Source organism: Flavobacterium suzhouense (assembly GCF_042684765.1).
GTDB lineage: Bacteria > Bacteroidota > Bacteroidia > Flavobacteriales > Flavobacteriaceae > Flavobacterium > Flavobacterium suzhouense.
In genome coordinates this window covers 34,401-47,302 of sequence record NZ_JBHUMD010000013.1, presented here as the reverse complement: position 1 = coordinate 47,302, position 12,902 = coordinate 34,401, and the positions used below count along the sequence as shown (strand labels likewise).

The 12,902-nt window shown below is 37.7% G+C and carries 13 protein-coding genes; 5 read left to right on the top strand and 8 right to left on the bottom strand.

Annotation, left to right across the window (positions count from 1 at the left end):
• The coding region (locus tag ACFSR3_RS08930) for a T9SS type B sorting domain-containing protein (RefSeq protein WP_379820671.1) at positions 1-659 on the top strand (659 nt) is incomplete at its 5' end.
• Between the two features lie 83 nt (positions 660-742).
• Here ACFSR3_RS08930 and hisIE read toward each other — a convergent pair.
• The 8 genes from hisIE to hisG are packed head-to-tail and all read right to left on the bottom strand — an operon-like array spanning position 743 to position 7,612.
• Positions 743-1,333 (bottom strand): bifunctional phosphoribosyl-AMP cyclohydrolase/phosphoribosyl-ATP diphosphatase HisIE, encoded by a 591-nt coding sequence (hisIE, locus tag ACFSR3_RS08925; RefSeq protein WP_379820670.1) that lies wholly within the window; start codon positions 1,331-1,333, stop codon positions 743-745.
• Entirely contained in the window at positions 1,330-2,082 is a 753-nt protein-coding gene (gene hisF, locus ACFSR3_RS08920; protein ID WP_379820669.1) for an imidazole glycerol phosphate synthase subunit HisF, read from the bottom strand. The genes hisIE and hisF overlap by 4 nt, the downstream gene beginning before the upstream one ends.
• Positions 2,076-2,789: a 1-(5-phosphoribosyl)-5-[(5-phosphoribosylamino)methylideneamino]imidazole-4-carboxamide isomerase gene (gene hisA, locus ACFSR3_RS08915; protein WP_379820668.1), complete on the bottom strand. Its 714-nt coding sequence runs from the start codon at positions 2,787-2,789 to the stop codon at positions 2,076-2,078. The genes hisF and hisA overlap by 7 nt, the downstream gene beginning before the upstream one ends.
• On the bottom strand, positions 2,786-3,364 hold the full coding sequence (gene hisH / locus ACFSR3_RS08910) for an imidazole glycerol phosphate synthase subunit HisH (RefSeq protein WP_379820667.1): 579 nt from the start codon (positions 3,362-3,364) through the stop codon (positions 2,786-2,788). The genes hisA and hisH overlap by 4 nt, the downstream gene beginning before the upstream one ends.
• Positions 3,361-4,449: a bifunctional histidinol-phosphatase/imidazoleglycerol-phosphate dehydratase HisB gene (hisB, locus tag ACFSR3_RS08905; RefSeq protein ID WP_379820666.1), complete on the bottom strand. Its 1,089-nt coding sequence runs from the start codon at positions 4,447-4,449 to the stop codon at positions 3,361-3,363. Before hisB ends, hisH begins: the two co-directional genes overlap by 4 nt.
• Positions 4,446-5,468, bottom strand: a complete 1,023-nt coding sequence (hisC, locus tag ACFSR3_RS08900) for a histidinol-phosphate transaminase (RefSeq protein ID WP_379820665.1) — start codon at positions 5,466-5,468, stop codon at positions 4,446-4,448. Before hisC ends, hisB begins: the two co-directional genes overlap by 4 nt.
• Entirely contained in the window at positions 5,461-6,750 is a 1,290-nt protein-coding gene (gene hisD, locus ACFSR3_RS08895) for a histidinol dehydrogenase (protein WP_379820664.1), read from the bottom strand. Before hisD ends, hisC begins: the two co-directional genes overlap by 8 nt.
• A gap of 4 nt (positions 6,751-6,754) precedes the next feature.
• The gene (hisG, locus tag ACFSR3_RS08890; RefSeq protein WP_379820663.1) at positions 6,755-7,612 is read right to left on the bottom strand and encodes an ATP phosphoribosyltransferase; all 858 of its coding nucleotides are present in this window, start codon (positions 7,610-7,612) and stop codon (positions 6,755-6,757) included.
• A gap of 448 nt (positions 7,613-8,060) precedes the next feature.
• On the opposite strand from hisG, the gene ACFSR3_RS08885 reads away from it, so the two are divergent.
• The 4 genes from ACFSR3_RS08885 to ACFSR3_RS08870 all read left to right on the top strand — a co-directional run bounded on the left by ACFSR3_RS08885 (position 8,061) and on the right by ACFSR3_RS08870 (position 12,898).
• A complete protein-coding gene (locus ACFSR3_RS08885) occupies positions 8,061-8,411 on the top strand; it encodes a hypothetical protein (RefSeq protein WP_379820662.1) in 351 nt (116 codons plus the stop codon).
• Between the two features lie 81 nt (positions 8,412-8,492).
• Positions 8,493-9,332, top strand: coding sequence for a DUF3347 domain-containing protein (locus ACFSR3_RS08880; RefSeq protein ID WP_379820661.1), 840 nt, complete (start codon positions 8,493-8,495; stop codon positions 9,330-9,332).
• Between the two features lie 5 nt (positions 9,333-9,337).
• Entirely contained in the window at positions 9,338-11,554 is a 2,217-nt protein-coding gene (locus ACFSR3_RS08875; RefSeq protein WP_379820660.1) for a multicopper oxidase domain-containing protein, read from the top strand.
• Positions 11,555-12,202: 648 nt separating this feature from the next.
• The gene (locus ACFSR3_RS08870) at positions 12,203-12,898 is read left to right on the top strand and encodes a phosphoadenylyl-sulfate reductase (RefSeq protein ID WP_379820659.1); all 696 of its coding nucleotides are present in this window, start codon (positions 12,203-12,205) and stop codon (positions 12,896-12,898) included.
• Positions 12,899-12,902: the final 4 nt, after the last annotated feature.

The window sequence follows — 12,902 nt, the reverse complement described above, 5'->3', positions numbered from 1 at the left end:
ATAGCTTCCGATGGTTCCTGAACGGAGAAGAGCTACCGAACGAGACAGGCCCGACATTACTCGCACAGGCAGAAGGAAGCTATACGGTAATTGCAACGAGCGCTACAGGCTGTGAGTCTGAAGAATCAGCAGCGGCAGTAGTGATCAAAAGCGGATCGGCCGTTAAAGTAGGCAGGGGTTATTATGTGACCAACTACTTTAGCGACAACCAGACCATCACGGTAACGGTAGAAGGTTATGGCGTATACCAGTACAGCCTTGACAACGGCCCATGGCAGGATAGTAATATCTTCAGCAATGTGGCACCGGGCAGCCATACGGTAAGGGTAAGGGATACCAACCCGGACTCGTGTGATGAGCTTGTGATCACCGATGCAAGCATTGTGGATTACCCTAACTTCTTCACCCCGAATGGCGATGGCTTCCACGATACGTGGAACATCATCGGGCTACAGGAGACAGGATCGGTCATCTACATCTTTGACCGTTATGGCAAACTGATCAAGCAGATCAGCCCTGACAGTGACGGATGGGATGGTACCTTCAACGGTACACCGGTACCGGCAACCGACTACTGGTTTACGGTAACCTACCCTGAATTTGACGGTACAACAACCGTGATACGTGAATTTAAATCGCATTTCTCACTGAAGAGATAAGAATGCAAAAGCAATAAAAAGAACCGGGCAGCCAATAGCTGCCCGGTTTTTGTTTTTATAGCGAGATTGTGGGTTTAAAGATTTTATCGCTGCCTTGATAAAAGTGTGCTTTCAATATCTTTTAATTCAAGTCCTTTAGCTTTAAGTAAAATTAACAAATGGAATAGTAAATCGGCTGCTTCATTTTTAAATAGCTCGATATTATTATCCTTTGCTTCAATAATAAGTTCAACAGCTTCTTCACCTACTTTCTGAGCAACTTTATTAATTCCTTCATTAAATAACTTTTTGGTGTAAGAGGACTCCTCAGATCCGGATATAATTCGTTCATTTATTATCTGCTCTAATTTGTAAAGAAAACCTTTTTCGTCCGGAAGGGAAAAACAGGATTCATTTCCGGTGTGGCAAGTTGGGCCTTTTGGTATAGCATTTATCAATAAAGCATCAGAATCACAATCAAGAGAACAGGACTGAACAATAAGATAATTTCCGGAAGTCTCGCCTTTTGTCCATAAGCTTTTACGGCTACGGCTGTAAAAAGTTACATATCCGGTTTCAAAAGTTTTTGTGTAAGCTTCCTGATCCATGTAGCCTAACATTAATACTTTCATTGTTCCGGCATCCTGAATTATAACAGGTAAGAGTCCATTTGATTTTGTAAAGTCGGGTGTCATCGTATAGGAATGTTTTGTTCTTTTAAATAATATTTAAGTTCAGATAGCGTAATCTCATCATAATGAAAAATGCTTGCGGCTAAAGCTGCAGTAACATTTGTTTTAGAAAAAACATCTTTAAAATGTTCCTTGTTTCCAGCTCCTCCGGAGGCAATGACAGGTATATTTACGGCATTGCTTACAGCATTAATAGTAGCAATATCAAATCCTTTTTTTGTTCCATCCTGATTCATAGAAGTGAGCAGTATCTCACCGGCTCCCATCTGTTCCACATACCTCGCCCAGCTTCCCAGTTCAATACCGGTAGTAGTTTTGCCGGCGTTAATAATTACTTCATTTGTGTTATTGACTAATTTGGTGTCTATTGCAACAACTACAGCCTGGCTACCCATTTTATGGGCTATTTCACTTATTAACTCTGGATTTCGCACGGCAGCGGTATTAAGGCTTATTTTGTCGGCACCACTATTGATTAGTATTTCAGCATCCAGAACTGTAGCTATTCCACCACCAACTGTAAATGGAATGTTTATCTCTTTCGCGATTGTCCTGACAAGCTCTACTAATGTTTTTCTTTTTTCAAGTGTAGCAGTAATATCAAGAAATACCAATTCGTCAGCACCATCCTTTACATATTTAGCCGCTAATTCAATTGGATTTCCTGCATCATTAAGCCCCAGGAAATTTATACCTTTTACCACACGTCCATCCTTGATATCAAGGCATGGTATGATTCTTTTTTTTAACATAACCTGCTTAATTCTTTTAGTTTGATTTGTCCTTCATAGATGGCTTTACCAATGATTACACCTTCACATCCAATTTCTTTCATGCCATAAATATCTTTAATAGAAGATATGCCGCCACTGGCGATAAGTTTAATATCGTGAGAAGTAAGTATTTCGAGATACAATGCCGTTGAGGGGCCCAATAACATACCGTCTTTAGCCATGTCAGTACAAATTACCTGCTGAATTCCTTTTTGCTGATAATTCTTAATATAAACCAAAACATCATCCTCACTTTGATCCAGCCATCCGTTAAGAGCTATTTTGCGATTGTTGCAATCGGCACCGAGTATTATTTTTTCTGAACCGTATACTTCAAGCCATTTAGAAACTATATCGGGCCTTCTGACAGCAATACTCCCCGCTGTTATTTGGTTCGCGCCACTGTTGAACGCTTTTTCGATCTGGCAGTCAGATGTAATTCCGCCACCATAGTCTATTATCAAATTTGTTTGGCTGGCAATATCTTCAAGAACTTTACTATTAACTATTTTACCTGCTTTTGCTCCGTCAAGATCAACCAGATGCAGATATTTTATACCTGAATCTTCAAATTTTTTTGCCACATCAACAGGATTTGTATTGTATATTTTTTGGGTATCATAGTTTCCCTGAGTAAGCCGGACACACTTACCATCTATTATATCTATTGCGGGTATAATTCTCATAATTCCAGAAAGTTTTTAATTAGTATTTCTCCAAACACACCTGACTTTTCAGGATGAAACTGAACAGCATAAAAATTATCTTTTTCCAATACTGCACTGTAGGGTAATATATAGCTACATTCAGCTATAGCATATTTGGACATTTCGGCATAATAGCTATGGACGAAGTAAAAATGAGCATCAGTTGGAATGTTTTTGAATAATTTTGATCCCTTGATATTTAAGGTATTCCATCCCATGTGGGGGACAATTTCATCGGGCGGGAATTTTTTGACTTCTATATCGAATATTCCAAGTCCTTCAGTATTTCCTTCTGAGGTTGAATTACACATAAGCTGCATGCCAAGGCAAATTCCTAATACAGGTTGTGTAAGCGATTTAATTACTGTATCTAATCCTTTTGCTTTTAAATATTCCATAGCTGTTGCTGCCTGACCCACTCCGGGAAAAATCACTTTGTCTGCGTATGCAAGAAGTTTAGGATCATCAGTTATAATACATTGATAGCCCAAACGTTCGACAGTATTTTTTACTGACGTGACATTGCCGGCATTATATTTTAGTATTGCTATCATAATGTTCCTTTTGTGCTTGGGATTGAAAAATCATTATTCTTTTTAATTGCCATTTTAATTGCTTTAGCAAAAGCCTTAAATATTGCTTCAATTTTATGATGCTCATTGGTTCCTTCTGCTTTGATATTGAGATTGCATTTTGCCGTATCACTAAACGATTTGAAAAAATGCATGAACATTTCCGTAGGCATCTCACCAATTTTTTCACGGGTAAACAGAGCATCCCAAACTAACCAGGGTCTGCCTCCAAAATCAATGGCTACCTGTGCCAGGCAATCATCCATGGGTAAAAGGAATCCATATCTGTCTATTCCTTTTTTACTCGCTAACGCAACTTTGAAGGCTTCACCTAATGTCAATGCGGTATCTTCTATAGTGTGATGCTCGTCTATGTGTAAATCGCCCTTAACTGTTATCGAAAGGTCCACGCTTCCATGTTTAGCTACCTGATCCAGCATGTGGTCAAAAAATGAAATACCTGTGGCTATGTCGCTTTTTCCTGTACCATCAAGGTTTAAAAGTATACTGATTTCTGTTTCCTTAGTTTTCCTGAATACCGAAGCAATTCGGGGAAGTGCTTTCAGATGATTGTAAATTTCATTCCAGCTCTTTGTTACAAATGTTGCCTGTTTGTTATTGTCGCCAATAAATATTGATTTGCTTCCAAGGTTCTTTGCCAGGTCGATATCGGTTTGCCTGTCTCCGATGACATAAGAATTTGCGAGGTCAAAATCTCCTTTTAGATAATGGGTTAGTAATGCCGTTCCTGGTTTACGGGTGGGAAGGTTCTCGTGTTCGAAACTTTTATCAATGATAATTTCTCTAAAAGAGATACCTTCATTTTTTAATGCCTGAATTATCTTATTCTGAGCAGGCCAAAATGTATCTTCGGGAAAAGAATCTGTTCCCAGGCCATCCTGATTGGTAACCATTACAAGTTCATAATCCAGTTCGTTTACTATTTTGGATAACCCATTAAATACGCCGGGATAAAATTCCAGTTTTTCCAAACTATCAAGCTGAAGGTCGACAGGCGGCTCAATAACGATTGTTCCGTCACGATCTATAAAAAGTATTTTTTTCATAAAGTGCTATTTTCTAATATGGTAAGAAGTTTTTTGTTTTCATCAGGAGTACCAACAGTTATCCTTATACAATTGGGTATTTCCTGATTTCTGTTTCTTACTATAATGTTGTTTTGTTTTAAATAATCATAGATTCTATTAGCGTTACGCACTTCAATCAAGAGGAAGTTTGCCTGAGACGGATATACTTTAACGACCTGAGGTAACTTTGTAAGAGCTTCGGCCATTCTTTCTCTTTCGCTAATCAGTAGAAATTTTGCTTTTTCAAAGCCTTGTATATCCCCAAGTTTTTCAATCGCGGCCTTATAATTGAGCGTACTGATGTTGTATGGTGGCTTTACCTTATTGAAGAGATCAATTATAGCTTTAGATCCAAATGCCATTCCTAAACGTACAGCCGCAAGTCCCCAGGCTTTGCTTAGTGTTTTTAGTATAACCAGATTAGGATACATTCCAAGTTTTTCAAGCAGAGAGCTATTGGTAAAATCGGCATATGCCTCATCTACTATTACTATACCCTTAAAGTTTTTGATCATCGTTTCAATTTCCTCAATTGTGTTACCAGAGGGATTATTTGGCGAACAAATGAACAGTACTTTTATAGCGGGATCTTTCAAGGAAGCTATAGCGCTGTTTATATCTATCTGAAATTCGGCATTAAGCGGGATTTCCAATAACTCTATATTGTTTATGGCTGCCGATACTTTATACATACCATAGGTAGGTGTAAAAGTTAGGGCTTTGTCTTTTCCCGGTTCGCAAAATATTCTCAGGCAAAGGTCTATTGCCTCGTCACTGCCATTACCAATAAAGATGTTTTCAGGAGCAATAGAGTATACCAATGCTATTTTATCTTTTAATTCGCTTTGATAAGGATCAGGGTAACGATTTAATTCTCCGAAAGGATTTTCATTAGCATCGAGAAATATTCCCTGTTTACCGGAATATTCATCCCGGGCTGAGGAATAGGGCTGCAGTGCCAGAATATTTGGACGTACTATCGTATTTAAATCAAACATTGTATAAGTCTTTTAATCGTATTGTAACTGCATTTTTATGAGCCTGTAGCTGTTCGGCTTCAGCCATTATTTCGATAGCCGGACCGATATTCTGCAGACCCTTCTCACTGATTTTTTGAAAAGTAATTTTTCGTATAAAACTGTCGAGGGATACTCCGCTATAATTTTTAGCATAACCATTTGTAGGTAAGGTGTGGTTGGTTCCACTGGCATAATCTCCGGCACTTTCACAGCTTAGATTACCAAGAAAGACAGAGCCGACATTTATTATCTTATCGGTATAATTTTCAGCATTTTCACAGGCAATTATAAGGTGTTCAGGGGCATATTGATTACTCAGGCCGAAGCATGACTCCAAATCATCAAAAACAATGATCTTGCTGTTTTGTAATGCTTTTCCAGCTATTTCTCTTCTGGGTAAATCCTGAATTTGCCTGTTCACTTCAGTTATAGTTGCCTTAGCCAAAGATTCTTCCGTGCATAACAAAATCACCTGGCTGTCAGAACCATGTTCGGCCTGTGAAAGTAAATCGGCAGCCAGATATTCAGGATTTGCAGAGGTATCGGCAATAATTAATAGTTCACTTGGGCCAGCAGGAATATCTATGGTTACACCATATTTTAATGCCAGTTGTTTAGCGGCGGTTACATACTGATTTCCAGGGCCGAAAATTTTATCGGTTTTTGGTACACTTTCAGTACCCAGAGTCATAGCACCAATAGCCTGAATGCCACCAATGCAATAAATATCTTTAATTCCGGTTAGCTGTGCCGCATAAAGAATTGCATCATTGATCTTTCCATTCTTATCAGGCGGTGTACACAATACAATGTTTTTACAGCCTGCTATTTGTGCCGGAATAGCGAGCATAAGTACTGTTGAAAAAAGAGGGGCAGAGCCACCCGGAATGTAAATACCTACATTCTCTATCGCACGGCTCTCTCTCCAGCAGTATACACCTTCAGTTGTTTCAATTATAGTTTTTGCCTCTTTCTGAGAAATGTGAAATTTTTCAATGTTGGTTTTCGCCAGTTGTATGGCTTGTTTTAGCTCTTCAGGTATTAGCTTAGCCGATAGTGCTATTTCCTGTTCTGTTAGTTTTAAGCTATCAGGTACAACACCGTCGAAAATGCTGGTATACTTTCTAACTGCAACGTCTCCTTTCCTTTGAATTTCTGTAAATATCTGGGTAGTCAGTTCTTCCAGGTTATAGCTTTTTATAACAGGTCTTTCGCATAGCGACGACCATTCCTTTTTAGTAGGGTTGTAGTATGTTTTCATTTGTTTACAGTATCATTTTTTCAACATTAACTACTAATATTCCCTGAGCGCCTAATGCTTTTAGGCGGTCTATATTATTCCAAAAATCATCTTCACGTATTACAGAATGAATACTGCTCCAACCAGGCTCTTCAAGAGATAGGACAGTTGGACTTTTCATGCCGGGTAATACCTCAGATATCTTTTTTATTGAAGAATTGGGAGCATTTAACAGGATGTATTTGTTTTCGGAAGCGTTCTTAACAGACTGTATCCTGAAAAGCAATTTTTCAAGGATTTCCTTTTTATTACTTTCGAGGCTGGGGTTAGAAATTAATACAGCTTCACTTTTGCTAACTACCTCAACTTCCTTTAACCCGTTAATTTGTAAAGTGCTTCCCGTGCTAACAATGTCAAAAATAGCATCTGCAAGCCCGATACCCGGGGCAATCTCTACACTGCCATTGATAGGTTCGATTTCGGCGACAATGTTATTTTTATCAAGGTATTGCTGTAAAATAACCGGGTAACTTGTTGCTATTTTTTTGTTATTGAAGTATAATGTATCATTATATTCAACATCTTTTGCAATAGCCAGGGAAAGACGACAGTTAGCAAAACCAAGTTTGGTGTTAATTGTAACCTGTTTGTTTTTTTCCCATACTTCGTTTTCACCCAGTATCCCTACGTCTGCAATACCTTGCTCTACGTATTGAGGGATGTCATCATCCCTTAGAAACAGGATCTCAATCGGAAAATTTGTAGATACTGCTTTTAAAGTGCGTTCGCCGTTAGAAAGTTTTATCCCGCACTCCTTTAGTAACTGGAGCGATTTTTCGCTAAGCCGGCCATTCTTCTGAATGGCAATTTTTAATTTACTCATTTTTATTAGAAATAATGCCTGAGTAAAAAAAGAAGGGGGAGCGCTCGATTAAATAAAAAACCCGTCTGATTTTACTCAAACGGGTTTTAGAAAAATATTTGGATTAACTACATATCATTTCCTTCTCGCATTTGAGCCAGTATTAAAATGATGATGATGATGTAGTTGATTAAATCTCATACTTAAGGGTTATTTGTCTGAAATAACGTAGCAAATATAGAACTATTTTTAAAAAACAAAATTATTTGACCAGAAATTATATTTTTATTTTGCTTTGAGATTAAAATATTGTGCCTGATTTTCAGATGTATATATGTCTTTGAATATTTACTGAAAACGGACAATACCAAAATTTTATATAATCTTTATAAAATTGTATAAGTGACCATAGAGAAATAGGTAGTACATTTACATTACTTTATTAAAGGTTTTTTGAAACCGGTTGGATATGAAAAACTTATATATTATAGTGCTGATGGTTTTAGGGTTTATTTTAACCCCAGAGACTTCTTTTGCCTGTAATAATTCAAATCATACTCCCCAAAACAAGTCTTATACAGAATGTTCGGTAACTAATACAAATCATGCTGATGTTTGTAAGCAGGAACATAAAGGAAAATGTGACGGAAATTGCTGTCAATGCCTGACTATAGGTATGCTGAAATTTTTGCCAATTGCTTCTTTGGAAACGGGAGAGCTGTTTAATTCTGCATTAGAAACAAAAGAAAAATTTGTTTATTCAGAATCATATTTTGAGTCCGATACTCACGGACTTCGCCTTCCTCCTAAAATAAGCTAAACCATAATTGTAATAGCCATAAGTGTGTTTAAGCAAGTCACACAAACTGAATTATTTGTTTACTTATAAATATTAAAAATCATGAACCTATTTTATAAAATAGCGATACCTGTATTTATGCTGGTATCGTCATATGCTAACGCGCAGTTAAAAAATACCCAAACCGAAATAGTTACCGTCTATGGTAACTGTGATATGTGTAAAAAGACGATTGAAAAAGCCGCTACAGAAAAGAAAATATCTGAAGCTGTATGGGATAAGGACTCACAAAAACTAACTCTTACTTACGATACTACTAAAACCACTGCCGATGCACTCCTAAAAAAAGTAGCCTATGCAGGTTACGATAATGAGAAATACCTCGCACCCTCTGAAGCTTATAATAAACTTCCGGGATGTTGCCAGTATGAGCGCCCTGCTGAAACTACTGCTAATAAGGATAATCATGAAGGTCATGAAACTCTGGCTGCTGAAAATTCAGGCCAAAGCAATATTATTTTAAAAGATGTCTATAGGTCTTATTTTACTCTAAAAGATGCTTTGGTAAAGTCAGACGGATCAGCGGCAGCTAAGGCTGCATCAGAATTAGAGAAAACGCTAAAAGCGGTGCCAATGGATAAGATGCAAGATGCTGCCCATATGGTATGGATGAAAAATCTGCCGACTATACAGGAAGATGCTGAACATATTGCCAGCACTAATGATATAAAACATCAACGTGATCATTTTGTAACCTTGTCGGATGCTTTTTATAATGTAGCAAAGGCTTTTAATACAGGTGAAACCATTTATTACCAGCATTGTCCAATGTATAATAGTGGCAAAGGGGCTAACTGGCTGAGTTTAGGAAAAGAAATAAAGAATCCTTATTACGGAAATAAGATGTTAAGTTGCGGAAACACTGTTGAAACCCTTAAATAATGCCTATGCAAAAGCTAATTTTTATTTGCTTACTGCTGTTTTCTATGGCAATGCAGGCGCAGAAAATTAAGGAATATGACCTGTATGTTACTGATACAGTAGTAAACTATACCGGTAAAACTGTAAGTGCTATCGCTATTAATGGCATGATACCAGGTCCGGAGCTGCATTTTACTGAGGGTGATACAGCTGTAATAAGAGTGCATAATATGATGCATCATGAAACTTCAGTACATTGGCATGGGCTTCTGCTTCCTAATGAGCAGGATGGTGTACCATATCTTACTACGGCTCCCATAAAACCTATGAGTGTGCATACGTTTAAATTTCCCTTAAAACAGAGTGGTACTTATTGGTATCACTCGCACACTATGTTACAGGAACAGTCAGGTATGTATGGAGCGTTTATCATCCATAAAAAAGATGAACCTAAGATGCCGGAATATACAATGCTCTTAAGTGACTGGACTGATATGAATCCGCATCAGGTTGAACGTATGCTTCACAAGGAAAATGATTGGTTCAGTATCAAAAAAGGAGCTACCCAAAATTACGGACAGGCTATAAAGGAGAATAAGTTTGGAACAAAGTTCAATAACGAATGGAAGCGTATGCGGGCTATGGACGTGAGCGATGTATATTACGAGCGCTTTTTTGCTAATGGTAAAACCGAAGTTCAGGCTGCAGATTTTAAGCCCGGAGAAAAAGTGCGCGTACGAATCATTAATGGGAGTTCCTCTACTTATTTTTGGGTTAATTATGCAGGTGGTAAGATGGCTGTGGTAGCATCTGATGGGGCAGAGGTCGTACCGGTGAGTGTAGATCGTTTTATAGTAGGAACTTCAGAAACTTACGATGTAATTGTGACTATTCCTCCTAAAGGCATAGCTTATGAGTTAGTTGCCACTTCTGAAGACCGAACCGGGCATACATCTTTATGGCTTGGTAACGGAATTAAGCAGTTGGCCAATCCTTTGAAAAGGCTTAATTATTTTGAGGGGATGCAGATGATGAATGATATGATGACTGTGGGAGGGAACATGAAAGATATGGGGATGAATATGAGTTTGCAGCAGATGGATATGAATGCAGTTATGTATCCTGAAATAGCAGATATGGCAATGACTGACATGCAAGGTCCGGATACTACAAAAGCAGATGGTATGGAAGGCATTAAAGAACATGATCATCATGCACTGAAAGAGAATAAGGATATTGTTACACTTAATTACAATATGCTTAAATCGCCGGTAAAGACCACTTTGCCCGACAGGCCTTATCGTACGTTGCATTTTACGCTTACCGGAAATATGAATCGCTATGTATGGACTGTTGATAATAAAACCATATCAGAAACCGATAAGATTCTAATTAAAGCAGGAGAGAATATACGTATTATCATAACCAATAATTCAATGATGCGACATCCCATGCATCTTCATGGACATTTTTTTAGGGTAGTCAACCAATATGGAGAATATTCACCACTAAAAAGTGTACTTGACATTATGCCTATGGAAACCGATACTATTGAATTTAATGCTTCCGAAGAATATGGTGACTGGTTTTTTCATTGTCATATACTCTATCATATGATGAGCGGTATGGGCAGAATATTTACCTATGAGGATTCGCCACCTAATCCACAGTTGCCTGATGCTGAAGCATCACTAAAAAAAGTATATGCAGACGATAAGCGCTATTATTTTTCGGCGGATATTGGTCTTGAAAGTAATGGTAGTGATGGAGAGCTACGACTTGAAAACACACGCAATTTTATAGATGCTGAATGGAGAGTGGGCTATAATGATGAATCCGGTTATGAAACCGAAGCGCACATTGGTCGTTTTCTGGACAATAAGCAATTTTTTGCTGTATATACAGGTTGGGATTTCAGGTATCATAACGAGATGGATAAACAGCGCAATCTTTTTGGGCAGCGAAGCACACAGGCAAAAAGGGCAGTAGCGTGTTTTGGGATTATTTATGTTTTACCCTGGTTTGTAGAGAGTGATTTACGGGTAGACCATAAAGGCAATGTTCGCTTGCAGTTCACGAGACAAAATATACCTGTTACTTCCAGATTACGATTATGGGGAAGCTGGAATACTGATTTTGAATACAGTGTAGGCAGCCGCTATATATTGACCCGGTACTGGTCCCTTTCGGCACATTATGATAGTGATATGGGCATGGGTGGAGGTATTGCCTTTACCTATTAGTCTTTATGAAAAGTGACTTTTACAGGCTTAACGGGACAATTACTTAAGTTTTTATTCATAATTTACAGATATTAGTTCATTTAACACCAAATGGGCCTTATTTAATGATTAGGTTTTAATTTATTAATTATTCTGTATAGGACAGTGTTTTTTTGAAAATGTTGCGTGAACTAATTAATGTGTTTATGGCCTGAAATTCATGTTTTCGACGTCTTTTTTATATGAAAAGACTCTAAAACTAGTTTTTTTTCATGTTTTTTAAATAAAAATTAAAAATGTAGTTGCGTGATAAAAATATTATTCGCAAGTTTGTACCGTTAAAAAACGAAAATGAATTTAGGAACTTGTAATATGTGCTGTATCATGTCGGAATTTTCCGCAGGGAGCCTTATTGCATAATCTGAACCGAATTATACATTATTAAGCCTCTGCATCTGCAGGGGCTTTTTTTATTTTTAGCCGAATCTTTTGAAATCATTATAGAACAAACATTATGAAATTTTCTTTAACAGTTGTAGCGGTATGTTGTATGTGTCAGGTCTCCTGGGGCATGTTACGCTATTTATATTACTGTTGAGAGCAATAAGTATATATAATAACTAAAAGCCCCTTGGATTCCAAGGGGCTTTTTTTTTAACCTAATCAAATATGAATATTAGTTTTTTAGACGGTTTTGAAGGTAAGCAACATCTTGAAAGTGATCTTTATAAGCTTTCTACTGGTACGAAAGGTAAAATAGTTTTTTCAACAAGTTTTGGTATAGAGGATCAGGTACTTACCCATGCTATTTTCAGTCAGGGATTACGCAATATTGAAGCTTTTACCCTGGATACGGGAAGGCTTTTTCCTGAAACATATGCCACATGGGAAAAGACACAGCTTCAATATGGCATCAATATCAAAAGCTATAGTCCCAATACTCATGATCTTGAGCATTTTGTAGACAGTAATGGTATTAATGGATTTTATGAATCACAGGAGCTTCGCAAAGAATGCTGTTATATCCGCAAGGTAGGACCACTTAAAAGAGCGTTGAAAGATGCGAAAGTTTGGATAACAGGACTGAGAGCCGAACAATCAGATAACAGGATAAAATCTGATGTTGTTGAGTGGGATTCGGAATATCAGCTTTACAAATACAGTCCCTTATTACATTGGACTACTGATGATGTGTTGGCTTATATCAAAAAACATGGAATACCATATAATCCATTGCATGACAGGGGTTTTCTCAGTATAGGATGTGCTCCATGTACAAGAGCAGTCCGTGAAGGGGAAGATTTAAGGGCAGGGCGATGGTGGTGGGAAGATAGCAGTAAAAAAGAATGTGGATTACATAGATAAGACT